At 64.8% G+C, this 22,526-nt stretch carries 25 protein-coding genes and 1 pseudogene; 19 read left to right on the top strand and 7 right to left on the bottom strand.

Features of this window, described 5'->3' with window-relative positions; all coding sequences use genetic code 11:
- Positions 1-70: 70 nt before the first annotated feature.
- The 8 genes from LXE91_RS35165 to LXE91_RS35130 all read left to right on the top strand — a co-directional run bounded on the left by LXE91_RS35165 (position 71) and on the right by LXE91_RS35130 (position 7,267).
- A complete protein-coding gene (locus tag LXE91_RS35165) occupies positions 71-1,375 on the top strand; it encodes an NAD(P)/FAD-dependent oxidoreductase (protein ID WP_039370008.1) in 1,305 nt (434 codons plus the stop codon).
- A complete protein-coding gene (locus tag LXE91_RS35160; protein ID WP_039370005.1) occupies positions 1,372-2,226 on the top strand; it encodes a DUF1365 domain-containing protein in 855 nt (284 codons plus the stop codon). Before LXE91_RS35165 ends, LXE91_RS35160 begins: the two co-directional genes overlap by 4 nt.
- Positions 2,223-3,440, top strand: a complete 1,218-nt coding sequence (locus LXE91_RS35155; RefSeq protein ID WP_039370001.1) for an SAM-dependent methyltransferase — start codon at positions 2,223-2,225, stop codon at positions 3,438-3,440. Before LXE91_RS35160 ends, LXE91_RS35155 begins: the two co-directional genes overlap by 4 nt.
- A gap of 1 nt (position 3,441) precedes the next feature.
- On the top strand, positions 3,442-3,975 hold the full coding sequence (locus tag LXE91_RS35150; protein ID WP_039369997.1) for a chalcone isomerase family protein: 534 nt from the start codon (positions 3,442-3,444) through the stop codon (positions 3,973-3,975).
- Between the two features lie 94 nt (positions 3,976-4,069).
- On the top strand, positions 4,070-4,240 hold the full coding sequence (locus LXE91_RS35145; RefSeq protein ID WP_009687752.1) for a DUF2256 domain-containing protein: 171 nt from the start codon (positions 4,070-4,072) through the stop codon (positions 4,238-4,240).
- Between the two features lie 409 nt (positions 4,241-4,649).
- A complete protein-coding gene (locus LXE91_RS35140) occupies positions 4,650-5,615 on the top strand; it encodes a hypothetical protein (RefSeq protein WP_223274485.1) in 966 nt (321 codons plus the stop codon).
- Between the two features lie 99 nt (positions 5,616-5,714).
- The gene (gene folE, locus LXE91_RS35135) at positions 5,715-6,446 is read left to right on the top strand and encodes a GTP cyclohydrolase I (protein WP_039369991.1); all 732 of its coding nucleotides are present in this window, start codon (positions 5,715-5,717) and stop codon (positions 6,444-6,446) included.
- 116 nt (positions 6,447-6,562) lie between these two features.
- Positions 6,563-7,267, top strand: a complete 705-nt coding sequence (locus LXE91_RS35130) for a sigma-70 family RNA polymerase sigma factor (protein ID WP_039370051.1) — start codon at positions 6,563-6,565, stop codon at positions 7,265-7,267.
- Positions 7,268-7,488: 221 nt separating this feature from the next.
- Here LXE91_RS35130 and LXE91_RS35125 read toward each other — a convergent pair whose 3' ends face one another.
- The gene (locus LXE91_RS35125; protein WP_052760055.1) at positions 7,489-7,947 is read right to left on the bottom strand and encodes a DUF3429 domain-containing protein; all 459 of its coding nucleotides are present in this window, start codon (positions 7,945-7,947) and stop codon (positions 7,489-7,491) included.
- Positions 7,944-8,696 (bottom strand): SDR family NAD(P)-dependent oxidoreductase, encoded by a 753-nt coding sequence (locus LXE91_RS35120; RefSeq protein ID WP_039369986.1) that lies wholly within the window; start codon positions 8,694-8,696, stop codon positions 7,944-7,946. The genes LXE91_RS35125 and LXE91_RS35120 overlap by 4 nt, the downstream gene beginning before the upstream one ends.
- Positions 8,697-8,992: 296 nt before the next feature.
- Here LXE91_RS35120 and LXE91_RS35115 point away from each other — a divergent pair, with 296 nt between their 5' ends.
- Positions 8,993-10,006: an NAD(P)/FAD-dependent oxidoreductase gene (locus LXE91_RS35115; RefSeq protein ID WP_039369983.1), complete on the top strand. Its 1,014-nt coding sequence runs from the start codon at positions 8,993-8,995 to the stop codon at positions 10,004-10,006.
- Between the two features lie 26 nt (positions 10,007-10,032).
- Here LXE91_RS35115 and LXE91_RS35110 read toward each other — a convergent pair whose 3' ends face one another.
- A complete protein-coding gene (locus LXE91_RS35110; protein ID WP_039369980.1) occupies positions 10,033-11,562 on the bottom strand; it encodes a cryptochrome/photolyase family protein in 1,530 nt (509 codons plus the stop codon).
- Between the two features lie 280 nt (positions 11,563-11,842).
- On the opposite strand from LXE91_RS35110, the gene LXE91_RS35105 reads away from it, so the two are divergent.
- Positions 11,843-12,814: a MerR family transcriptional regulator gene (locus LXE91_RS35105; protein WP_039369977.1), complete on the top strand. Its 972-nt coding sequence runs from the start codon at positions 11,843-11,845 to the stop codon at positions 12,812-12,814.
- Between the two features lie 85 nt (positions 12,815-12,899).
- Here the strand turns inward: LXE91_RS35105 and LXE91_RS35100 are convergent, their stop codons facing one another.
- Positions 12,900-13,859 carry an alpha/beta hydrolase gene (locus tag LXE91_RS35100; protein WP_039369974.1) on the bottom strand — a complete coding sequence of 320 codons (960 nt, stop codon included), beginning with the start codon at positions 13,857-13,859 and terminating at the stop codon, positions 12,900-12,902.
- A 414-nt stretch (positions 13,860-14,273) separates the two neighbouring features.
- On the opposite strand from LXE91_RS35100, the gene LXE91_RS35095 reads away from it, so the two are divergent.
- Both LXE91_RS35095 and LXE91_RS35090 read left to right on the top strand, forming a co-directional pair.
- On the top strand, positions 14,274-14,834 hold the full coding sequence (locus LXE91_RS35095; RefSeq protein WP_046197125.1) for a DUF2878 domain-containing protein: 561 nt from the start codon (positions 14,274-14,276) through the stop codon (positions 14,832-14,834).
- 74 nt (positions 14,835-14,908) lie between these two features.
- A complete protein-coding gene (locus tag LXE91_RS35090) occupies positions 14,909-16,429 on the top strand; it encodes a cryptochrome/photolyase family protein (RefSeq protein WP_039369971.1) in 1,521 nt (506 codons plus the stop codon).
- A 129-nt stretch (positions 16,430-16,558) separates the two neighbouring features.
- Here the strand turns inward: LXE91_RS35090 and LXE91_RS35085 are convergent, their stop codons facing one another.
- Complete coding sequence (locus LXE91_RS35085; RefSeq protein WP_223274486.1) at positions 16,559-17,050, bottom strand: fasciclin domain-containing protein; 492 nt, start codon at positions 17,048-17,050, stop codon at positions 16,559-16,561.
- Between the two features lie 357 nt (positions 17,051-17,407).
- On the opposite strand from LXE91_RS35085, the gene LXE91_RS35080 reads away from it, so the two are divergent.
- The 4 genes and pseudogenes from LXE91_RS35080 to LXE91_RS35065 all read left to right on the top strand — a co-directional run.
- Complete coding sequence (locus LXE91_RS35080) at positions 17,408-18,097, top strand: hypothetical protein (protein ID WP_039370041.1); 690 nt, start codon at positions 17,408-17,410, stop codon at positions 18,095-18,097.
- Entirely contained in the window at positions 18,085-18,786 is a 702-nt protein-coding gene (locus LXE91_RS35075; protein WP_039369966.1) for a hypothetical protein, read from the top strand. Before LXE91_RS35080 ends, LXE91_RS35075 begins: the two co-directional genes overlap by 13 nt.
- 201 nt (positions 18,787-18,987) lie before the next feature.
- The gene (locus LXE91_RS35070; RefSeq protein ID WP_039369963.1) at positions 18,988-19,302 is read left to right on the top strand and encodes a hypothetical protein; all 315 of its coding nucleotides are present in this window, start codon (positions 18,988-18,990) and stop codon (positions 19,300-19,302) included.
- 76 nt (positions 19,303-19,378) lie between these two features.
- Positions 19,379-19,585: pseudogene (locus tag LXE91_RS35065) on the top strand (MFS transporter); the annotation flags it as partial.
- Positions 19,586-19,659: 74 nt separating this feature from the next.
- Here LXE91_RS35065 and LXE91_RS35060 read toward each other — a convergent pair.
- A complete protein-coding gene (locus tag LXE91_RS35060) occupies positions 19,660-19,848 on the bottom strand; it encodes a hypothetical protein (RefSeq protein ID WP_039369960.1) in 189 nt (62 codons plus the stop codon).
- A gap of 394 nt (positions 19,849-20,242) precedes the next feature.
- Positions 20,243-20,626, bottom strand: a complete 384-nt coding sequence (locus LXE91_RS35055) for a hypothetical protein (protein WP_039369958.1) — start codon at positions 20,624-20,626, stop codon at positions 20,243-20,245.
- A 251-nt stretch (positions 20,627-20,877) separates the two neighbouring features.
- Between LXE91_RS35055 and LXE91_RS35050 the strand changes: the two genes are divergently transcribed.
- The 3 genes from LXE91_RS35050 to LXE91_RS35040 all read left to right on the top strand — a co-directional run bounded on the left by LXE91_RS35050 (position 20,878) and on the right by LXE91_RS35040 (position 22,512).
- Entirely contained in the window at positions 20,878-21,318 is a 441-nt protein-coding gene (locus tag LXE91_RS35050; protein WP_039369955.1) for an Hsp20/alpha crystallin family protein, read from the top strand.
- 15 nt (positions 21,319-21,333) lie between these two features.
- On the top strand, positions 21,334-21,741 hold the full coding sequence (locus LXE91_RS35045; protein ID WP_039369951.1) for an Hsp20/alpha crystallin family protein: 408 nt from the start codon (positions 21,334-21,336) through the stop codon (positions 21,739-21,741).
- A gap of 207 nt (positions 21,742-21,948) precedes the next feature.
- Positions 21,949-22,512, top strand: a complete 564-nt coding sequence (locus LXE91_RS35040; RefSeq protein ID WP_039369948.1) for an Hsp20/alpha crystallin family protein — start codon at positions 21,949-21,951, stop codon at positions 22,510-22,512.
- The last annotated feature ends 14 nt before the right edge of the window (positions 22,513-22,526 follow it).

The following is a 22,526-nucleotide window of genomic DNA, read 5'->3' as shown; positions in this document are numbered from 1 at the left end:
GTGCGGTGCGACGTATATGAGCACATGTGATTCCCGAACCTGCACTTGTGACTGACGGAGACCATTCGCGATGCACCCGGAACTTTCAATGTCGCTGCCCGGCCGGCGGATTGCCGTCGTCGGCGCCGGCATCGCGGGCCTGGCCAGCGCATACTTGCTGGCCCGCCGTCACCGTGTGACGCTGTTCGAGGCCGCCGACTATCTCGGCGGTCACACGCACACGGTCGACGTCGACCTCGACGGCGCACGCCACCCCGTCGACACGGGATTCCTCGTGTTCAACGACCGGACCTATCCGAACCTGATCGCGCTGTTCGACGAACTGGGCGTGGCCGCCCATTCGACCGACATGTCGTTTTCGGTTTCGGTCGACGGCGGCCGGCTCGAATGGGCCGGCAGCAACCTGAACACGGTGTTCGCGCAACGCCGCAACCTGTTCTCGCCGACCTTTCTCGGCATGTTGCGCGACATCCTGCGCTTCAACGCGTCCGCGCAAGATCACCTCGAATCGGCGAGCCGGCAGCGTCTTTCGGTCGGCGAACTGCTCACGGCCGGCGGTTACGGCGCATCGTTCCAGCATCACTACCTGCTGCCGATGGCGGCCGCCATCTGGTCGAGCGCGGCCAACGACATCCTGCGGTTTCCGGCGGCGACCTTCCTGCGCTTCTGCCTGAATCACGCGTTGCTGCAGGTCAACAACCGGCCGACCTGGCGCACCGTCGCGGGCGGCGCGCGGCAGTACGTCGAGCGCATCGCCGCGACGCTCGACGACGTGCGCGTGAACACGCCGGTCCGCGCGATACGGCGCGACGACGCGGGCGTGACGGTGGCGACCGATACGGCCGGTCACGAGCGTTTCGACGCGGTCGTGCTCGCATGCCATGCGCCGACCAGCCTGCGGCTGCTCGCGGATGCGAGCAAGGCCGAGCGCGACGTGCTCGGCGCCGTGCGCTACCAGCACAACGTCGCGGTGCTTCATACCGATACCGCGTTGCTGCCGCGCCGGCGGCGCGTGTGGTCGGCATGGAACTACCTGGGCGGCCGGCCGAGGCGCACGGGCGGCGAATCGCCGGTGTGCGTGAGCTACCTGCTCAACCAGTTGCAGCCGCTGCCGTTCCGCTCGCCGGTCGTCGTCACGTTGAATCCGGTCGACGAGCCCGCGCCCGACACCCAGCTCGGCCGCTACGATTACGAGCACCCGCTGCTCGATCTCGCGGCCGTGGATGCGCAGCATCGCCTGCCGATGCTGCAAGGGCGGCGCAATACGTGGTTTGCGGGAGCGTGGACGGGCTACGGGTTCCATGAGGACGGACTGAAATCGGCGTTGCGCGTCGCCCGCAGCTTCGGCATCGCGCCGGCCTGGGCTCGCCCATGAACACGCCCTTTGCCCGCGACGGCACGGCCGCCCGGCTTCTCGTCGGCACCGTGATGCATGAACGGCTGCGGCCGGTGCGCCATGCGTTCGCGTACCCGATATTCCAGGTCTGCTGCGACGTCGAGCGGCTGGCCGAGATCGACGCCGGCTGGTTCGGCATCGATCGCTGGGCCCCGCTCGCGCTCGCTTCCCGCGACTACGGCCCGCGCGACGGCCGCGCGCTCGGCCCGTGGATGCGCGATGTCCTCGCGCACGCCGGCATTCCCGCCGACGGCCCGATCTGGCTGCAGACGATCCCGCGCGTCTTCGGCTACGCATTCAATCCGGTGAGCTTCTGGTACTGCTACGACCGCGCGGGCCGGCTGCGCGCGCTGTACGCCGATGTGCGCAACACGTTCGGTGCGCACCACGGCTACCTGCTGAGTGCGATGCGTCACGCGCCGATCGACGCCGACACCGTGCTGGTCTGCCGCAAGACGTTTCATGTCTCGCCGTTTTGCGACATCGTTGGCGATTACGCGTTTCGCGTGCGTCAGTGCGGCGACCACCTGAGCGTGGCGATCGACTATCGCGACGACGACGGCCTGCTGCTGCGCACGGCAATCGCCATGCAGTCCGCGCCGCTGACGGCGGCACGCGCATGGCGCGCGCTGGCCCGGCAGCCGCTGAACGCGATCAACGTCGTCATTCGCATTCATTGGCAAGCGCTGCGGCTGTGGCTCGCGCGCGTGCCGTTCTACGGCAAGACGCCCCCCGGCCGTCCTGCCGCTGCCGATTCGCCATTGTCCCGTTCGCCGGGCGCGTCGCCACGCGGCCGCTCGGCGCTGTCCGATCACGAGGCTCGTCCATGACCTTGCTGCGCCTGCTGTCTCCCGCATCGCAACCGGCGATGCCGCTCTCGGCCCGGTTGTTCCTCGCGCTGCTCCGACAAATCCACGACGGGCACCTGACGCTCGTGACGCCCGAAGGCGCGCAACACGTGTTCGGCGATCCGCACCGCCAGCCGGCCGCGACGCTGCAGGTCCGCGACTGGCGGGCATGCCGTGCGATCCTGCGCGCGGGCGACATCGGATTCGCGGAAGCGTATCGCGCCGGCTGGATCGACACGCCCGAACTCGTCGCGCTGCTGCGCCTCGCGATCCGCAACCAGCCGGTGATCGCGACGACGGTGACCGGCGGCCGCCTGGCACGCCTCTGGTACGCGCTGCGCCACCGGCTGAGGATGAATACGCGGGCCGGCAGCCGCCGCAACATCCACGCGCACTACGATCTCGGCAACGACTTTTACGGATTGTGGCTCGACGACACGTGGACGTATTCGAGCGCCTGCTTCGACGGCGACGCGCAGCGTTCGCTCGCCGACGCGCAAACGGCGAAGTATCAGCGCATCGTCGATTCGCTCGGCCTGCGCGCCGGCATGCGCGTGCTCGAGATCGGCTGCGGCTGGGGCGGGTTCGCCGTGCATGCGGCACGGCAAGGCATCCGCGTGCATGGCGTCACCATCTCGCAGGCGCAATACGCGCTGGCCGCCGAGCGCGTTGCCCGCGACGGGCTGTCCGATCGCGTCACGCTCGAATTGCGCGACTATCGCGACGTCGACGGCCAATACGACGCGATCGTGTCGATCGAGATGTTCGAGGCCGTGGGCGAAACGTTCTGGCCGGTGTACTTCGACACGCTCAGGCAGCGCCTGAAGCCCGGTGCTCGCGCGCTGATTCAATCGATCACGATCATCGATTCGCTATTCGACGCGTACCGCACGTCTAGCGACTTCATTCGCGAGTTCATCTTTCCCGGCGGGATGCTGCCGAGCCCGGAGCGTTTCGTCGATGCCGCGCGGCGGGCCGGCCTGGCCGCCGAACCGGTGCTCGCGTTCGGCGACGACTACGCGCGCACGCTGCGCACCTGGCGGGCCGCGTTCGAGGCGCGCATCGACTCGGTGCGCGCGCAACGGTTCGACGAGACGTTCATTCGCACCTGGCGCCTCTATCTCGCCTATTGCGAAGCGGGATTTGCCGAGCGGCGGACCGACGTGATGCATTTCATCGTGTCGTCGGGCGGCTGACATGCGGCGCCGGCTTGCGATGCTCGCCGCGGTCGCGGCCGCGGCGCTGGCTGCACCCTTGTTCGCCGGCGCGAGCTGCGTCGACGACATCGCGTCGGCGCGACTGATCGGATCCGGCCGGTTCTGCATACTGGGCATTTGCCTGTACGACGCCCAGCTGTGGGCGCCCCGGCCCCCCGGCGCGTTCGACACGCCGTTTGCGTTGTCGCTGGCCTACCGTCACGACGTGAAAGGCGAGCGGCTCGTCTCGACGGGCATGGACGAGATCGAGCGACTCGCACCCGCGCCGTTGCCGGCTGCGACGCTCGATGCATGGCGCCGCGATATCGAACGGGCGTTCACCGACGTATCGCGCGGCGACGTGCTGTGCGGTGTGTATGTGCCCGAGCGTGGCGCACGCTTCTACACCAACGGCCGCCTCACGGCCGACGTGACCGACCCGGCGTTCGCGCGCGCATTCTTCTCGATCTGGCTCGACCCGCGCACGCGGGCAAAGTCGTTGCGCCGTCAATTGCTGGGCGACGATGCGCGCTGATTCGACGGTGAGCGGCAATGGTCCGGTGTATCGACGCCGGCAGCGCCGCGCGACCGGACAGTTCGCCAGGATCCTTCTCGACGCGTGATTCGCCATGGTCAACAAGATGCATTTGCCTGAGAAGACATGCGAGACCTGCGGCTTGCCTTTCAGCTGGAGAAAGAAATGGAAAGCCGCCTGGGACGAAGTCCGATATTGCTCGGAGCGTTGCCGTCGGAATCGGAGGCCGCGCTCCCGCATGAAGCCAAACGCTGCACGTTGGTGACTTCGCGTTGGCGAGCCGGTCGCGAGCAGCGCGCGGGCCCGGATAGCGCTTCGATCCGAGACGGAATGCTCGCGCCTGTTTCGGGGAATCGGGATCGATCGGCGCCGGTGTGCGCATAGGCGCGCTCGTCAGAGCAGTCCTCCCCCTTCCCCGTGGCCCCTTGGCTGCCTACAGGCGGTTCACTCCGCCCCGTTTCAACTGCACGACGCTTGCGGGAACGGCCGCGGACCGGATCCCGCCTTATCGACACGCAAATGTGCGACACGGTCGATGCATGCATCCAAATCGCACATCTCCCGGCGTACTTTCTGGCCCGTCGTGGCACAAATTAACTGCCACCCCATTGACGCCGAAAATCGTTTCATACGCCACACCAACACAAAGTTCCCTTGCATAAATGAGCACTCCCGTGCTCGCAACGCAACCTTACAGCACCGACGAGGCAAATGACTCAAAAGAATCCGGTACATATTGTTATGTGAATCACTTTTCCGCTTCACTTTCCGGAAAATTTGCATACAATCCAGCTGTGACGCATGAATCGACCGAGGGAGGCCCCGTGCCAACACGCAATCACGACATCAAGCCGCGCCGGTTTCCGGCGTGTCCGGCTTCATGGATGGCGCGCGTGTCCGTCGCCCCGGCACGCAGCCCGTCACACCACGCCGGTGCGGCACCCGACCGGCCGATTGCATCGCGTTTGCGGGTCGCCGCGCAGCAGCGCGGCCAACGCTGCCGGCGCCGCTCGCCGCAGGTGACCGACCGGTGTGCAAGCGCCAGCCTGCACGGCGCACTGCCCGAGCGGCGATCGAACACCGTCGCGGCTCGCGTGTGTCCCACGCTACTCGTCACGGGCGTCCTGACTGCATCCGACGAAACGATCGAGCAGGCCGGCCTGCACGTCAGCGAGCGCGTCGAATCGGTGTCGCGGGCGCTACGACAGCCCGGCCAGGCCGTCGACGCGCTGATTGCCGAGGTTTCGTCGTTGCAGATGAATCTGGCGATTCAATTCGTGTCGCTGGCCCAGGCGCGCCGTGTCCGCGCGGCCGCGATCATCTATGAGTACGGCAGCGTGCAGGCCCTCGCGTTGATCCGCCTTGCAGGGTTCCACCTGTTTCACTCGGTCGGCGGCCGCGTCGACCAAGCGTTCGTCCTGGCCAGGTTGCAACAGTCCGCCGCCGTCATGCTCGCGGCGAAGCCGACGGCGAACGACCCGATGTTGCGGTTCCGCCGGGACGTCGGCGGCTGGGCCCCGGCAACGCCAATGGGTCCGTCGTGCGCGATCAGGACCGGATCTCCGGTGACGCTGCCGGGCCGCCATGCACGCCCGCGCACGCCTGGTGAGCGCCACCCCGTCGGCGCGTCGTCGAAATAGCGGCGGCGTTCGCCCGGCTTTTATCCAGGAAACACAGGCAAATCATCGCCTCTGTCGCGATCCATCGCATGACCCCCTAACCTCGAGAAACGAACCGAAATGGGCAATTTGATCGACGCTCCCGAACACACCTTGACTGCGATCGACGAGGGCATTCCTCTGTCGCACATCATCCGTCGTCGGCTCGAGAACGCGGGCGTGCGCTTCCATGCAAACGACAACATCGCCGCGCACCTGCGCGACGGCGAACTGGAGGCGTTGCAGAACGAAGTTGCGCAGGGAATGGAAGCGGTGCTGCGCTCGCTCGTGATCGATGTCGACAACGACCACAACACCCGGGAAACCTCGCGGCGCGTCGCGAAGATGTTCATCCACGAAGTGTTCGCGGGCCGCTACGACGCGGCGCCGTCGGTCACCGAATTTCCGAACGTCGAGCGGCTGGACGAGCTGCTGATCGTCGGGCCGCTGCGCGTGCGCAGCGCGTGCTCGCATCATCTCTGCCCGATCATGGGCCGCATCTGGATCGGCGTGCTGCCGAGCGCCGCGTCGAATCTGATCGGCCTGTCGAAGTACGGAAGGCTCGTGAACTGGGTCATGACGCGCCCGCAGATCCAGGAAGAAGCGGTCAAGCAGATCGCCGATCTCCTCGAATCGCGCATCTCGCCCGACGGGCTTGCCGTCGTACTCGAGGCCGAGCACTTCTGCATGCATTGGCGCGGCACCAAGGACGACCAGGCAAGAATGACCAACAGCGTGATGCGCGGGAAATTTCTCGCGGACGCATCGCTTCGCCGAGAGTTTCTCGCCTTGTTGTCCGGAAAGCATGCGTAATGCGCGCGACAGGCATTCGCGACGAATGCGACGGCACCGTGCCCGGCCATGAGCCGCGCCCGCTCGTCACCGCGGGCGCGCAACAGCAGGAAGCGCAAAGCCATACGGAGTTCCCGATGAACTGCTCGCACGATTCGCTCCGCCCGTCGTCCGGCCAGGGTCGATCGACGAAGCCGCATTCAGGCAGGCAGCAACGCCGGGACGCGTCCCGCGCGAGGTCGCGCCCGGGCGGCAGAACCGAATTCACCGCCGATGCGGTGGTTCAGCCCGACGAAGCACCTGACGCGCATGCGGAACTCGACCAATTGCTGTCTCGCGTCGCTGCCGGCGACGAGCACGCGTTCGCGCAGTTGTATCGATTGACGGCGGCGCGGCTGTACGGCGTGATCGTCCGGATGATCCGCGACCGCCACGAAGCGGAAGACCTGCTTCAGGACGTGTTCACGACGGCGTGGCGTCGCGCCGACTCATTCGACGCCGGACGCGGCACGGCGATGACATGGCTGATGACGCTCGCACGCAATCGGACCATCGACCGGATCAGGCAGCACCGCGAGGTTCCGCTCGACGACGAACTGGCGCTGTCGATCCCCGACGAAAACCCGACACCCGACCTTGGCGCGCAGGCGAGCCAGGAGCGCCTGCGTCTGGAGCGCGGGCTCGCGCATCTGGGCGAACGGCAGGCGTATGTGCTGCGGGAAGCGTTTCATGGCGGGGCGTCGTACGCGGAGCTGGCCGAACGCATGCAGGTGCCGCTCGGCACGATGAAGAGCTGGATTCGCCGCAGCCTGATGCGACTCAAGGTGTATCTCGAGCAATGAGCGCGCGAATCACCTCGCGGTTCGATCGCACTGCGCGAGTCGAACCGCGCGCCGTTGAATCGGCATTTGCAGCGGCGGGGGCAGCGCGCCGCCGACTCGATGGAGACGCGACAGCATCGCCGCCGCGGGCCTGCGATATTTCATCGTGATGCCCCCCGAATTCGATGCTCCGGCATTCGGGTCGGCGAGCTGTTCGGGACGTCGCCACGGAAGGATCCGGATCAACCGTTCATCGAAGGCGCGGCGGCCAGCAGCGAGAGACTTGCCACACTCGTCAACAGGCACCGCAACGCGAAATACCAGGCAGGAGTGAATTCCTTTCTCCACAGCACGCCGTCGACGGCCGCGCAGGCGACGAGCACGATCGCCATTCCCGTGAGCCGCGCGCCAATGCCCGGCATCATGAGCACGGCCCACGCCATCAATGCGGGGATCACGCTCCACCCGTAGAGAATGCGCTGGCGGGGCGGCGATTCGGATGCGCGCAGCGCGACACCCCAATGCACGGCCCCGACGAACGACGCGATACACGCGGCGTAGTTCAGCAGCGCGTGCACGTGATCGTCATTGGCAGCCGACGCGTGGACGCTCAGCCACGACAGCGCGACGAACGGCGCCAGACCGGCCAGCGCCAACGCTGCGGGAACGCGGTAACGATGCAGCGCCGCACGCATGATCATGATCTCGGCGAAACGATCAGCGCGCCCTGGCCGCCATCGACGCCGAATTGCTGGCCGGTCACCCATGACGCATCGGCGCTCAACAGGAACGCAGCAAGCGCGGCGGGATCGTCGCCGACGCCGAGTCGTCCGAGCGGATTGGCGTCCGCGAGTCGCTTCGCGACCTGCGGCGCACTCGTCAGACGCGCGGACATCGCCGAGACGATCAGGCCGGGATGAATGCAGTTGACGCGAATCCCGCGCGCCGCGTAGGTGGCGGCCGCCACCTGCGCGAGCGCGCCAACCGCGGCTTTCGCGCTGGCGATGGCTTCATGGTTCGGGAACCCGGTTCTCGACGCGACACTACCGAACAGCACCGCACTGCCCCCGGCCTGGGCGGCGAGCAACATGCGGACGAACGCGCGCAATGCGTTCCATGCCGAGAAGTAATTCGCCGCGAACGCGTCATGCAGTTCGGAATCCGAAGTCGAATGCATCGGCTTGACGACGATCGAGCCGACGCAATGCGCAAGCCCGTCCGGCACGCCGAATCGCTCGACGCCTGCCTCGAGCGCCCGATCGAGCGCCGCCGCATCAGTCGCGTCGGCGGGCGCAACGACCACACGCTCGCGCGACATCGTGTCGGCAAGGGCGCCGAGACTGTCAGCGTGTCGGGCGGTGAGCACCATTGAAACGCCCTTGGCGTCCAGCCGACGCGCAAGCGCGCTGCCAACGGCTCCCGTTGCCCCGCAAATCCAGACAAAAGCCATGACGACTCCTGTTGCAAGCACCCTTCCCGCGCGGCGACTCCGGCTCCTGCGCGCGCGGCGCTCGACGACCGCCGCACGATGCGCGGCCGGGCCGCGACATGCCGTTTGTTCACAGTTTCTATTCTATGCCAATTCCCGGCAGGATGAAGCGATATGACGACTCACTATGACTTAACGAGTCAAAATTCACGTGTCACATGCCACAAATATCGGCTTCATATGCCCGATCATGACGTAGAATTCAATATAAGCGCGAAGAATTTGCGCAATATTCTGCATTTTCTAAGACGAATCAGATGACTTCATTTTCCGATTCACCCGCCAACATCGCGATCGTCGGCGCGGGAATCGCCGGGCTGGCCTGCGCGCGCGTCCTCACCGATGCGGGCCACCGAGTGACGGTGTACGAGAAAAGCCGTGGCGTGGGCGGGCGCATGAGCACGCGCCGCACGGACGGCTGGCAAGCCGATCACGGCGCGCAGTATTTCACCGCGCAACATCCGGCATTCGTCGCTGAAATATCGCGATGGGTCGCCAGCGGCGCAGCCGCCCCGTGGGCCGCGCGCGTCGCATCGATCGGCTCGCTCTGGCCGCGGGCACTGCTCGCGCCAGCTCAGCGATACGTCGGCGTGCCGGGCATGACTGCGCCGGCGCGCCATCTGTCGGCCGGAATCGAAACGGTGCGCGAGACGACGATCACGGGGTTGATGCGAGACGAACATGGCTGGCAGTTGATCTCGGCCGAGCATCGTGCGCTGGACGCGCGTCACGACGTCGTCATCGTCGCGGTCCCGGCGCCGCAGGCCGTCCGGCTCCTGCAGCGCGCCGAACCGGGTCTCGCGGTGATTGCCCAGCGTACCGAGATGCGCCCGGCCTGGGCCGTGATGGCGCAGTGCGGCCATTTGCCGGACCCGGGATTCGACGCCGCATTCGTCAATTCCGGTCCGCTTGGCTGGATCGCCCACGACACGTCCAAGCCCGGGCGCACCGGCGCGAGCACGTGGGTGCTGCACGCGACACCCGACTGGAGCCAGGCTCATCTGGAGGCGCCGCCCGAGCAGATAACGCGCACGCTGCTGGACGCCTTTCGGGACATCGTGGGCGCCACCGCGGACACGGCAACCGCCCATCGCTGGCGCTATGCCGAGCCGGCGCCGTCGTCTGTCGCGACTCCCGGCCGCTTTGCGTGGCGGGCAGGCCCGCGCATCGGACTGTGCGGCGACTGGCTGGGCGGCGGCAAGATCGAAGGCGCGTGGCTCAGCGGCACCGGCCTCGGCGGCGCGGTGGCCGACACCCTGATCACGCACTGAACGGCGGCGGCCTATGGCGGAACGGCCTACAGCGATTCGATATTCCGCACCACAGTGTCCGCCTGCATGCGAATCGCTTCGAGCGCCTCGTCATCAAAGCGCGCGAGCTGCCGATAGACCATCCCGAGCCGGTTGTTGTGTTGCAGCGCGCCGCGGTGCCGGTCGAAAAAATCCCAGTACAGCGCGTTGAACGGGCATGCGCGCGCGCCGGTTCGCGCATTGCGGTCGTACGCGCAGCCCTTGCAGTAATTGCTCATCCGATGGATGTACGCGGCGCTGGAAACGTACGGCTTGGTCGCCATTGCCCCGCCGTCGGCGTATTGACTCATGCCGAGCGTGTTCGGCATCTCGACCCATTCGAACGCATCGATGTAGACACCGAGGTACCACTCATGCACCTCGTGCGGATCCAGCCCGGCCAGCAGCGCAAAGTTGCCGATCGCCATCAGCCGCAGGATATGGTGCGCATGCGCGTCTTCGAGCGACTGCCGCAGCGCGTGCGACATGCAGGCCATTCGCGTGCGGCCATCCCAGAACCAATGCGGCAACGGGCGGCGATGACCGAACGCGTTGCTGTTTTCATAGCCCGGCATGCGTGCCCAGTACACGCCGCGCACGAACTCGCGCCAGCCGAGTATCTGCCGGATGAACCCTTCGACCGCGGCAAGCGGCGCCGCGCCGCTGCGATACGCGTGCTCGGCCCGCGCGACGACCTCGCGCGGATTCAACATTTTCACATTGAGCGCGAACGACAGCATCGAGTGGAACAGGCGCCGCGCGCTCCCGTGCATCGCGTCCTGGAACTGCCCGAAAAACGGCAGCGCATCCCGGATGAAGGCGTCGAGGCAGGCGAGCGCTTCGGCTCGATCGACGGGCCAGCGGAAGTCGCCGGCCGACGGCTCCCCGAAGCTGCGCACGCCCGCCGCAACGATCTGTTGCCACAGCGCGCGATGATCGTGATGCGGACGCCAGTCGGCCGGTTCCGCGGGCGAGCCGGGCCACGCCTGGCGGTTTTCGGCATCGTAGTTCCACTGGCCGCCTGCCGGTCGCCCTTGCGCGTCGAGCAATACGCGATGCCGCACGCGCATGCTCCGGTAGAAGCGATCCATGACCCATGATCGGCCGGTTCCGAGCACATGTCCGACCTCGTCGCGCGTCGTATGGAAATGACCGGTATCGACCGCGCGAACCGGCACGTTCGCCGCTGCCGCATAAGCGCTCAGTTGCTGGTCGACCCGCCATTCGTCCGGCAGCAGATACTCGATGCACGCTGCGCCGTGAAGCTCGGCGACACTGTCCAGGTTGGCGGGAATGGCCTGACGATTGAGCGGGTCGTCGATCTCGATGTAGTGCACGCGATGGCCCGCATCGCGCAACAGCGTCGCGAAGCGACGCATCGCCGCAAAGATCGCAATCAGCTTCTGAGCGTGATGGAGCGTGTAGTCGGTTTCCTGCCGAACTTCCATCAGCACGTAGATCGTTTCGGCCCGGACATCGGAAAACCAATGATGATTCGGGTCCAGCTGATCGCCGAGAACAAGCCTCAAAGTCTTCATGGGACGCTTCGCGATTGATGATCGCCGCCTGGGTTGTCGAGACACCTGCGCGTGCGCGTCGAACGAAACACCTTGACCCACCGTATGCCCGGCACCGCGCGCGTCCCGGCCGACCTCGCGACACCGAGCGGCACCGCTTCGAAGCATTCTAGCCGGCTCGCGCTTCGCGAACCACCTTTTCGGACGAAAATCCGCACGTTGAATCACTTTCCTGCTTCGTATTTCACGCAAACTGCGTACAATCCTGAGACAACAGTACGTCAACTTCAGGAGAGCAACGATGCCCCCTCGCAAGGATCGCGATACGCCCCATCGCTATCGCAGCGGCGAGGCCGCGCGCCTGGCGCGCATGCCGGCAGCCACGCTGAGAATCTGGGAACGGCGCTATGGCGTGGTTGCGCCGCCCAAAACGCCGTCCGGACAACGGCTGTACTCGGACGACGACGTGCAGCGCATTCGATTGCTGAAAACGCTCGTCAATCAGGGCCACGCGATCGGGTCGATCGCCAGCCTGAGCCGCGAGGAACTCGAGGCGTTGTCGTTGACGAATACGCGTGACCCGGCGTTTCACGAGGCAAGTGTGAGCCTCGCGGTCGTCGGCGCGCTTTCGATTCCGGAAGCCGCGATCGAGCGAATGGGAATCCGGATCGCCGCGCGAATCGACTCGCTCGACGACACGAGCGCGCATGCGGGTACGTCGGTCGATGCCCTCATCGCGACGACCACGTCGCTCCATGAGGATGTCGTTTCGCAGCTCGCTGCCCAGGCGCAACAGCTCAACGCGCACGCCGTGGCCGTCGTATACGGGTTCGGCACGGCAGAAGCGGTCGAGCTGGCGCGTCTGTCGGGGTTCGAGCTGTTCCGGTCGACGGAAGGCCAGACCAACCCGATATCGATCATTTCGAAACTGGCGCAAGCCGTCGTCAAGTCGCGCCAATCGAATGACGCGGATCGCGGGCTCTGGCTGCGCACGCGGCGACGCTTCGACGAGGCGACGCTCGCGTCGCTCAGCGGCCTGTCCACCACCGTCAAATGCGAGTGTCCGCGTCACCTCTCCGAATTGATCATGCAGCTCAGTGCGTTCGAGCGATACAGCGACGAATGCGTGTCGCGATCGCCGGCCGATGCGCTGCTGCACCGCCACCTTGGAGACGCAGCGAACCGGGCAGCCGAATTGCTCGAGACGGCGCTTGCCGTCATTCTCCGCGAAGAGGGATTGGGCGGGACGACGCCGGAACTGAAGGCGCTGTAGCGCGGCACGCGCCGCCGGCTGTTCCGACCTGCCGACGACGGCAGGTGGCGATGCTCTTTCGCGTGCAATGCAGGGCTTGCGTCGATCACTGAGCCGAAACGGAAGAACGAGCCGCTGCGGCAGGCGATGCCGGCGGCCTGCCCGTGGTTCCGGCATTCGACGCATGCGCGACTCGATCCACGAACGCGGAGAGATCGTCGAGCACTGACGCCATCCCTCTCAACGGCGCGCCCAGAACACCGACGATCGACGCATGGCCCACGTTCCGGTAACGCATGACCACGACGGTGTCGCCCTTCTCTTGCAATGCTCGCGCGAAGCGGGTCGTGTTGCCGGGCTCGACCACGGTGTCGTTCTCCGCGGTGGCCAGCCACATCGGCGGCTCCGTACCCTGAATGAACCGGATGGGCTGGCTCGCGGCCCGCACTTCCTGCGGGAATATCCTTTCAAGCGTGGTATCGCGCAGCGGCAGGAAATCATAAGCCCCGGCCAGGCCAATCACGCCGGCGATATCGCTCTTCCGCATCGCCTGTGCCGCCAGATAGCGGCCGTCGGTCGCAAGCAATGCGGCAATCTGCGCGCCCGCGGAATGCCCCATCAGAAACAGGCGATGTGGATCGCCGCCGAACGCAACCGCGTGCTCGCGTGCCCACGCGACCGCCTGCGCCGCATCGTCGACGAAACCGGGAAAGGTGGTCGCCGGATACGTCCTGTAGTCGGGTAAGACGGCAACAAAGCCCCTCGACGCGAGCGCCTCTCCCACGAACAGATAGTCCTTGCGCTCGCCGGACTGCCAGCTTCCGCCGTAAAGGAACACGACCACAGGGGCGCCCGCACTCGCATCGGCCGGCCAGTGATGCAAGACGCGCGTGGGCAAATAGACGTCGAGCACCTGGCGTTCGCCGGATCCGTACGGGATACCTGCGAACAGACTGAACGTGTAGCTCGGCGTCAGCGCATTCAGGAGCCGCACCGGGCTGCACGCGGAGAGGAGACCGGCCGCGAGCAGCACCGACAGGACGACAAGCCCGGCTTTCATGTTCATGGAGATCCCCATTCCTGACGATTCCGGCCGCATCCGCCGCCTGGTACGAGGTTTACGGCGCTTGCGCGCAAGCGGATGCACGCATCGCATGGCAACCGCGCCCCTTGACGGCATCCAGATCTTTCCTGCGCAAGTGCATCCGTCCGCAACGGAGAGTCGTATGTGAATGGATAGGTGAATCAACGCGGAATGCCGACCATCGCTCGCTGCAAAGCAATCGTCCGGTGGCGAGTCCGCTCGTCGACGATAGTGAGAGCCGTCTGCCATGAGCGTTCTACCTGCCACTTACCCCGAGATGCAACGTCGACGTGGCGGCACGGCGACCATGCCGTTACCGATGATCCCGCGCGAACGATCATGAGGAGCGCGCCGAATCAACTGACGTCGAGCACGCAAAAGTCCGGCGCCGCTCGCGTGTACGTCTATCTCGCGACGACCCAGACAGGATGGCTGGTATGCGTGATGACTGCCGCAGCGCATCACGCCGCGTGGGGCGTCACCTATGCGCTGATCGCGACAGCGGGCCATCTTCTCTTCGCGCGTCGGCCCGCATCCGAGGCGCGGATCGTCATCACGGTCACGGTGTCCGGATGGTTATGGGACAGCGCCGTTGCACATTCCGGCCTGCTCGTGTACCCGAACGGCGTTTTTCTCAAAGGTACAGCGCCGTACTGGCTCGCGGGGCTGTGGGCGCTGTTCGCGATTCAACTCAACACCTTGCTGCTCTGGCTTCGGGCGCGACCGCTCGTCTCGGCGCTCGTCGGCGCATTCGCAGGCCCCGCATCCTTTCGCGCAGGTGCGGCGCTGGGGGCCGTTCATTTCAAAGACTCGGCTGCAGCGCTCGTCGTTCTCGCAACCGGCTGGGCGTTCATCTTGCCGGCCGCGCTTGCGATTGCAAGCCATTGGGATGGCGTAACGCCCCCTTCTCCTCCGCCAATCGGCGCAGGCGACATGAATGACGCCCGCGCCGGATAGAGCCGGACGCGTCGTAAGCCAGCGTTATCTCCGATCCCGTTCAAATTGCCAACGTACCTTCTCAGGCACCACACATGACACGCACCGAATTGCCGTATGAATCCCGCCCCGTTATCGTATGGTTTCGGGATGACCAACGACTCAGCGACAATCCCGCACTCTCTCATGCGGTCAGTACCGGCCATCCTGTTGTTTGCGTCTACGTCTACGACCCTGCCCCGAAGCTCGGGCGCGCCATGGGGGGCGCGCAGAAGTGGTGGCTGCACGAGTCGTTGAAAAAACTCGACGACTCGCTTTCCGCTCTCGGCGGCTCGCTGCTCGTGCTTCGCGGTAACGAACACGAAGCCATCAGGAGCCTCGCCGTCGAGACCCGGGCGGCAATGGTTTTCTGGAATCGCCGCTACTCGAAAGCGCAAACGGAAATGGATGCATCGATCAAGAAAGACCTGATCGGGCGCGGCATCGACGTGTCGACATTCAATGGCCATCTTTTGCGCGAACCCTGGACAGTGGCCACGCGCGAAGGCTTGCCGTTCCAGGTATTCAGCGCGTACTGGAGAGCCGCTCGCCGCGATAATTTTTTCCCGCCGTGCCCACTGTCGGCGCCCGCCCGGGTCACGTTCTTTCCCGTCTCCAGAAACGTCAGCGCACACGTCTGTACGCTTCCCGCGCTTGCACTGCAGCCCTCGACGCCGGACTGGGCGGAGGGCCTGCGTGCAACCTGGCGATGCGGCGAGGAAGCGGCCGGGCATCAACTCGAGGCCTTCATTGAACACTCGTTTTCCGACTATGCCGGCGCTCGAGATTTTCCGGCCACTCGAGCGACGAGCCGGCTCTCTCCGTATCTTCGCTTCGGAAATATCTCGGCCCGGCAGGTGTGGTACGCGACGTTATCAGCGGTAGACGCGATGCGAAGCAGGCGAGTTGTTCGCATTGACGATGCCAAAAATGAGTCGTTGAACAAGTTCTTCAGTGAACTCGGATGGAGAGAATTCTCGTATTACCTTCTTTACCACTGCGAACCCCTTCATCAGGTCAATTTCCGGCGTCAGTTTGACGCCATGCCGTGGCGTACCGACGCCAAGGCGCTTCGCGCGTGGCAAAGGGGGAAAACAGGATACCCGCTGGTCGACGCCGGCATGCGCGAGCTTTGGCACACGGGCTGGATGCACAACCGCGTGCGCATGGTGACAGCGTCATTTCTCACCAAGCACTTGCTGATCGACTGGCGCGAGGGCGAAGCATGGTTCTGGGATACGCTGGTTGACGCGGACGAGGCAAGCAATCCCGCCGGGTGGCAATGGGTGTCAGGAAGCGGCGCCGACGCAGCCCCGTATTTTCGAATCTTCAATCCTGTTTTGCAGGGGGAAAAGTTCGACTCGAGCGGCGAATACACGCGGCGGTGGGTGCCCGAACTGTCTGCACTCCCCGCCAAAACACTCCACAGCCCATGGACCGCTTCCGCTGAAGCGCTGCGGGAAGCATCCATCGCGCTCGGCGCAACTTATCCCTTCCCGATCGTGGATCACCAGGTTGCACGCGCGCGAGCCCTCAGTTCGGTAGAGATCCTGAATACACAGAGCCAAATGAAGTGACCTTCGATCGCTAGCCGGGCTCGACCGTGCGACGGGGCGCCCCGACGACATACCGGGGGCGACGTGATGTGCAAGCGCGCACGGCCTGCTTCCGCACATCACGCCTTCCTGCCGATACAGGCTGAAGCATCAGGGCATCAGCACGGAGTCGACCACGTGAATCACGCCATTGGACTGCATGACATCGCCGATCGTGACGTGCGCGACGTTGCCCTTGTCGTCGGTCACGGCCAGCCCGTTCGCGCCACGGCTGACGATCAGGGAATCGCCTTCGACCGTCTTCAGCGTTGCCTTGCCGCCACCTTGCTCGACCGCCCTGGCAAGGTCGAATGCCGTGAGTCGTCCGGATACGACGTGATACGTCAACACCTTGACGAGCATCGCCTTGTTCTCCGGCTTCAACAACGTCTGCACCGTGCCGGCCGGCAACGCGGCGAATGCGTCGTTGGTCGGTGCAAATACCGTGAAGGGCCCCTTGCTCGACAATGTGTCGACCAGCCCACCCGCCTTGACCGCAGCGACCAGCGTCGTGTGATCGTGAGAATTCACCGCGTTTTCGACGATGTTCCTCGACGGGTACATCGCAGCGCCACCCACCTCGACCGTCTGCTCCATCGACATGGATCCTGCCTCGGTGGCAGGCGCGTACACGCACGTTGCGAATGCAAGGGCGAGCGCCGCACCACCCAGTTTAACTTTGCTGCAAGATTTCATTTTCGTTCTCCGAAAGATTGCCGCCGTTGACTGGAAGCAATCGGAGATACGAGTCGAACCGCGCAGCGGATGCGCGATGAGTACTTCATCGCGGACAGATCCGCGATCCAGGGAATGCCGAGGGCGTCGACAACCGTTCGCATCTTCAATCGCCACTGCATCCGTTCTCGCTCGGCCACCGTATCTGCAAATGTCATCCAGCCAAGGTGCTTGGCGTCCCACCTCGGGAAATGGCGTCGCGATGGCATTCAGAGGAGACAACTCATGAAGCTTTTCATCGGTATCGTCGTTGCCGCAGCGGCGCCGTTCGCGCTCAGCGCTTGCGGAGGCGGAGACGACATTGCGCCCGTGGCAGCGCAACATCCGGAGAATCTGGCCATCTGGACCGCGCTCGGCGGTGATTCGGCGGCCCCCGGCGTAGTGGCCGGCGTGGTCAATGCGGCTGTCGCAGGCCTTTTGGCGGACCCGGTCGAAGCGCCCTATTTTGCGGCTGTAACAGGTAATGCCACCCACAGCAGTGCAGCCCATGACACGCCAGCACGGCTTGAAGCCTGTCTCACGCTGCAGTTCGAAGCGCTCCTCGGCGGTCCGTACACCTACCCTGGCCCTGTCAAGGTGGCCGGAGACATCGACGCCCAGCCGGAGATGTGCCAGGACATGACGGCTGCCCATAACGACGTCGGCGTTCCAGGCTGCGTGTTCGACCAGTTCATGGTGGATCTCGTCGCGACGCTGCAAAGCAAGCTCTCGGCCGCGGACTTTGCCGCACTGACGTCGACGACAAATGGAACGTACACGCTCACCGAGAAAAACTCGGCCGGCATCCCGGTCGGCACGAAATTCCAGTTCAGTGCGGTACCTATCCTCTTCAACCTGCGTAATACCATCATCAGCGCCACACCCGGCGGCCCCGTGTATCTGCCCCCGACGGTTGCAACATCATGTACGGGCTGACGGCGGTGCGAAGGACCCACGTGATCGCGTGGGTCGCTGCGGCAATCTCCATGAGCGTTGCCGGGATCGGCTGGTTGCACACGACACAAGGGCGACGGCTCCTCACCGAGCTTGGCGTGAAGTGTCCGGTTGATTCCGTCGATTCCCGAACGGTGCTGTCGATTCGAAACAAAGCCATTTTGCAGGAGAGAGGTGTATCAGCGGCCGCCCACCGTCCTGCGTTCGGCCTGCAGCTCGATCGCAGCACGGAAGCCGAAGTGTTGGAACGAATGTCGCGATACAACGCGCAGTGCCTCGAATTGTCCCGAGGCTTGCGCTACCTGCGCTGTCGAGGCGTGCCTGCCGAATCGCTCGGCTCGAATGGCCCACCCGTGAGCGAAATATGGTTCAGTTTCGCGCCGGATCACACGTTGATGGCCATCAATGTGTACCGTCGCGACATGTCAGCAGATGAAACACGACGGAGCTGGCAGATCGCCGTCCGGAATCTGCACGATGCGCTCGGCGCACCGACATCCGTGTCTGGAGATACCACGCTGGAATCGCTGATAGGCAAACCCGTGGCGGTTGCGCGGGTGAGCTACGCCTATTCGGATTACGTAGCGACGGTCACCGCATCGCACCTGCCATACGGGGGGCTGGCAGTCCGCGAACAGTACATGTCTACCGCGGTCAGGCAGGAGGGGTAAACCGGGCGCGCGAACACGATGCTCGATGCCGCGCAGGTACGACGAGAAACGGATCAGGATCTCGCTTGGGGCACTCAGTCCGATTGACTACAGTGAAAGCTTCGGGCTGACGACACCAACCAGTCCAGGAATTCCGCCGCGCGACGCTCGGTGCATCCTCGCGCGGCGTTAGAATAGCGCCCCTTCTCACAGGAGACGAAAATGTCCTGGTTCGTATACGAAGTGCCCGAATACCACGAAGACGCTGCGCGCATCGAGCCCTTCAGTGACCTGCGTAGCCGTGTGCTGCAAATCAGTGGCCCGGCCATGGCCGACGAACTGGAAAGCGTGCGCGAGAACGCCGCGGCGACGGCCGACAGCCCCGAGCGCCCGCTGCGTACGCCGGAAAATCCGCATGTCTTTCCGATCCCTTACGCCGACTCCATGATCCTGGTCGGGTTCATCTTCGATCTGAAACGCGAATTCCGGCAACTGGTCGTGTCGCCCGTGGAAATGCCCTGGTTGAAAGATGCATAAATGGTGAGCGGGCCTGGTCGGCCCACCGCGGATCATCTCGATCGCATCGCCGCTTGCTTCGGTTTTCCGACTTGCCGCCGCGATCGGCATCCGGGGCGCCGTTATCGCCACGGCATTGCGTTTCATGCAGGGCGTCGGCGTGGGTGGCGAATGGGGCGACTCGGCCCCGATGTCGATGGAGTGGGCGCGCACCCATGCGCATCGCGGTTTCGTCGCGTCGCAGCCGCAGTTCGGCTGGCCGATGGGCTCGTTGTTCGCCAACCTTGCCGTGCTGGCCACGAGCCGGCCTGAAATTGAAAAAGCCGCCGCACGGCGAGATCGTCGCTATCGCGCAGCGGCTCGTCCCGCGGCACCGGATTATCGTTCGCTGACCTTCACGCGCGGCAGCCATTCGGCCTCGGCGCCCTGCGTGACTTTCAGATGAGCAGGCGTCGCGTCCTGCGTGTGTGCGTCGAAGCGGCGTGCCGCCTCGGTGTCGAGATGCCGGCCATCGAACGTCGACTGGCGACGGGTAATCATGTTGATGCGAAGGCGTTTTGCCGCCATGGTCGGTATTCCTTGAGAAAACGGTACCTCGCCGACTGGCGAAGTACCATAGATTTACGCGAGAAAGATGTCGCTGCGATGACGCAGCGCGCGATGCGAATTCCCCGCCGTCGCATTGCTTGCCGCATGCCCCGCAGCGGCGGCACCCGGGCCGCCCGCTCCATCGCCTCAAGGCAGCGATGGACGCAGGCAACTCATGATCGTGATGGACAAGAAGCAGCGCTTCGAGTTCAGTTTGCGCGGCGGCCGCCAAGGTCAAGCGTCACCGCTCGCCGCCCCTTCGTCCCTTTGCCGTTCCAGGCGAACACCTGCGCCGGTCCGTTCACGCATGAACCGGCAAGTGTCGAATGCCGAAACCGAACGGCACCGGCGACGCATCGCGGGGCCGGGTCGATCACTGGATCGGCGACGTCGTACCCAGCTTCTCCGACAGCATCCGCTCATACACGCCGAAGTGCAGATCGACCTCCTTTTGCGTGACGGGCGTGACCGTGATGTTGATCTGGTCGGGCAACAGGCCCAGCACGACCGCCACGGCCGCTTCGAGTTGCGGCGCACAAGACTTGTCCTCCGCGATCGTGGTGCCGACGACGACGTCGTAAGTCTTTTCCTGCCGGCAGACGACCTCGACGAGCCGGGCTCGCGCACTCATGTTGTTGTCGATCGCAAGGCGGCAAACCTCCGCCACGGTGCGCATCGACTCGGTCGGAAACCCCCTCGTTGAACGCAGCCGAATACGATGCCTGCCGAGCGTAAGCCAATCCGTGTCGAATTCCATCGCGTCCTCCGTCATGCAGTACCGATTCGCCGCGATGATAGGGTCCAGCGCAGCAATTTCAAGTGCAAAAAATGACGGTTGCCCCTTGAAATTCTCCGCAGAATTCCTATCTTAGGTTTCGCTCAGGCAGACGCGCGGGTCGCTTCATTCCGCGCGCTGCGTGTTTCGATTTGTTTGCCACGCAGTCAGGCAGGCGAACTGGAGCGCGTAGGCCCGTTCGCCTCCATGCTGCATGCGAGGAGGATAAGATCATGAGCGATCTCTATTTCGGAACCGATCTCTTCAGCGAGTTCGACCGCCTGCGGCAGCAGATGGCGGAACGCTTCGTCGGGTTCCCGTCCAGCATTCGTGCGAGCCGTTTCGGCACTTTCCCTCAGATCAATATCGGTGTGACGGACGATTCAATCGAGATCGTCGCGTTCGCGCCCGGCGTCGACTCCGCCGCGCTCGATGTGTCGATCGACAAGGGGCTGCTGACCATCGGCGGCGAACGCAAACCGGCACAACCCGACGCCGGGGGTGAGCGCCGCACCTATGCGCAAGAGCGCTTTGCCGGGACGTTCCGGCGGGTCATCGAGCTGCCCGAGGCCGCCGATCCCGACAAGGTCCAGGCGCGCTACGAAAATGGGTGTCTATCGATCAGCATTGGCAAGCGTGAATCGTCGAGGCCGCGCGCCATCGCTGTCCAGTAAGAGGAGGAGCCGATCATGAAAGACACGACCCACATGACGGAACGCGACTCGTCCGCCGTGGCGCGTCGCGAAACCGAACAGCCCGTGCGCCGGATGACGCTCGTGCCGGCCGTCGACGTGTACGAGGACAGTCAAGGCGTCACGCTATGGGCCGATTTGCCCGGCGTGACGAAGGACAAGCTGGACGTGAAGGTTCACGACAGCAGCCTCATGATCGAGGCCGAGGCTGTGGTGCCGACGCCGGCAAATCTGCGGCTTCAGCATGCCGAGGTCCGGGAGCCGCATTTCGCCCGCACGTTTACGCTGTCGGCGGATCTCGACTCGTCGAGGATCGAGGCGAGCCTTCAGGACGGCGTGCTGAAGCTGACGATCCCGCGCCGCGACGAAGCGCGTCCACGACGCATCGAAGTCAAGACCGGCTGACGCGTCATGAGCCAAGGCGCAGCGCGGCCCCTGCGTCGACGCAGAACAGGATCGGCGAGGCTTCGCTGCCTGAATTGACGCAGGCGCATGGGTGAGGACACGCGCCCCGGATCCGCACGATCCGCGTGAAACGAATCACGGCGCGCGTGTCCGCACCGGCTGGCTACGCCAGGCTCGAAACAAACTGGAGATCAATCGGAGGACGCCATGAATGTCGATCCGAAAAAGTGGAACCCCTTCAAGTTCCTTCGCGGGGCCACCCGCAAGCCCGATGCGGAAGGCCCGGACAGTACGCCGGCAGGCGAGTCGTGGCGTGCGTCGTGGCCCGACGTTTCGAGACTGTTTTCACGAGAACCATGGCGCGCCATGGAGGAATTCCTGCATGACCCGTTCGCCGGCAACGGCACGCTCGAACGGTGGTTTGGCGACTTCAGTTCATCGCGCTTCCAGCCGCGCATCGACGTCGTCGATGAAGGCCCGGTGCTGCGCGTGACCGCCGAGTTGCCGGGAATGGAGCGCGAAGATCTGAAGGTGAGCGTCGAGGATGGGGCAATCGTGCTGCGCGGAGAGAAAAGGCAGGACGTGCGCAGTGAAGAAAACGGTTGCTACCGGCTGGAGCGCGCCCATGGAAGCTTCGTGCGCACGATCCCGATGCCGGAAAATGCCGACCCCGATCACACCCTGGCAAAGTTTGACAACGGTGTCCTCACGTTGACCGTACCGAAATCGGAGCCGGCCAGGTCCGCCAGTCGCACGATCGAAATCGGCTGATCCGGTTTCCCCTG

The sequence above is a fragment of the Burkholderia contaminans genome (genome assembly GCF_029633825.1).
GTDB classification, from domain to species: Bacteria; Pseudomonadota; Gammaproteobacteria; order Burkholderiales; family Burkholderiaceae; genus Burkholderia; species Burkholderia contaminans.
This window is presented reverse-complemented; position numbering and strand designations above follow the sequence as displayed.

What these genes read in the sequence shown, in the direction of transcription:
- LXE91_RS35165 (WP_039370008.1), top strand. Translation starts at nt 71, where the DNA reads ATGCACCCGGAACTTTCAATGTCGCTGCCCGGCCGGCGGATTGCCGTC.
- LXE91_RS35160 (WP_039370005.1), top strand. Translation starts at nt 1,372, where the DNA reads ATGAACACGCCCTTTGCCCGCGACGGCACGGCCGCCCGGCTTCTCGTC.
- LXE91_RS35155 (WP_039370001.1), top strand. Translation starts at nt 2,223, where the DNA reads ATGACCTTGCTGCGCCTGCTGTCTCCCGCATCGCAACCGGCGATGCCG.
- LXE91_RS35150 (WP_039369997.1), top strand. Translation starts at nt 3,442, where the DNA reads ATGCGGCGCCGGCTTGCGATGCTCGCCGCGGTCGCGGCCGCGGCGCTG.
- LXE91_RS35145 (WP_009687752.1), top strand. Translation starts at nt 4,070, where the DNA reads ATGGTCAACAAGATGCATTTGCCTGAGAAGACATGCGAGACCTGCGGC.
- folE (WP_039369991.1), top strand. Translation starts at nt 5,715, where the DNA reads ATGGGCAATTTGATCGACGCTCCCGAACACACCTTGACTGCGATCGAC.
- LXE91_RS35130 (WP_039370051.1), top strand. Translation starts at nt 6,563, where the DNA reads ATGAACTGCTCGCACGATTCGCTCCGCCCGTCGTCCGGCCAGGGTCGA.
- LXE91_RS35125 (WP_052760055.1), bottom strand. Translation starts at nt 7,947, where the DNA reads ATGATCATGCGTGCGGCGCTGCATCGTTACCGCGTTCCCGCAGCGTTG.
- LXE91_RS35120 (WP_039369986.1), bottom strand. Translation starts at nt 8,696, where the DNA reads ATGGCTTTTGTCTGGATTTGCGGGGCAACGGGAGCCGTTGGCAGCGCG.
- LXE91_RS35115 (WP_039369983.1), top strand. Translation starts at nt 8,993, where the DNA reads ATGACTTCATTTTCCGATTCACCCGCCAACATCGCGATCGTCGGCGCG.
- LXE91_RS35110 (WP_039369980.1), bottom strand. Translation starts at nt 11,562, where the DNA reads ATGAAGACTTTGAGGCTTGTTCTCGGCGATCAGCTGGACCCGAATCAT.
- LXE91_RS35105 (WP_039369977.1), top strand. Translation starts at nt 11,843, where the DNA reads ATGCCCCCTCGCAAGGATCGCGATACGCCCCATCGCTATCGCAGCGGC.
- LXE91_RS35100 (WP_039369974.1), bottom strand. Translation starts at nt 13,859, where the DNA reads ATGAACATGAAAGCCGGGCTTGTCGTCCTGTCGGTGCTGCTCGCGGCC.
- LXE91_RS35090 (WP_039369971.1), top strand. Translation starts at nt 14,909, where the DNA reads ATGACACGCACCGAATTGCCGTATGAATCCCGCCCCGTTATCGTATGG.
- LXE91_RS35085 (WP_223274486.1), bottom strand. Translation starts at nt 17,050, where the DNA reads ATGTCGATGGAGCAGACGGTCGAGGTGGGTGGCGCTGCGATGTACCCG.
- LXE91_RS35080 (WP_039370041.1), top strand. Translation starts at nt 17,408, where the DNA reads ATGAAGCTTTTCATCGGTATCGTCGTTGCCGCAGCGGCGCCGTTCGCG.
- LXE91_RS35075 (WP_039369966.1), top strand. Translation starts at nt 18,085, where the DNA reads ATGTACGGGCTGACGGCGGTGCGAAGGACCCACGTGATCGCGTGGGTC.
- LXE91_RS35070 (WP_039369963.1), top strand. Translation starts at nt 18,988, where the DNA reads ATGTCCTGGTTCGTATACGAAGTGCCCGAATACCACGAAGACGCTGCG.
- LXE91_RS35060 (WP_039369960.1), bottom strand. Translation starts at nt 19,848, where the DNA reads ATGGCGGCAAAACGCCTTCGCATCAACATGATTACCCGTCGCCAGTCG.
- LXE91_RS35055 (WP_039369958.1), bottom strand. Translation starts at nt 20,626, where the DNA reads ATGGAATTCGACACGGATTGGCTTACGCTCGGCAGGCATCGTATTCGG.
- LXE91_RS35050 (WP_039369955.1), top strand. Translation starts at nt 20,878, where the DNA reads ATGAGCGATCTCTATTTCGGAACCGATCTCTTCAGCGAGTTCGACCGC.
- LXE91_RS35045 (WP_039369951.1), top strand. Translation starts at nt 21,334, where the DNA reads ATGAAAGACACGACCCACATGACGGAACGCGACTCGTCCGCCGTGGCG.
- LXE91_RS35040 (WP_039369948.1), top strand. Translation starts at nt 21,949, where the DNA reads ATGAATGTCGATCCGAAAAAGTGGAACCCCTTCAAGTTCCTTCGCGGG.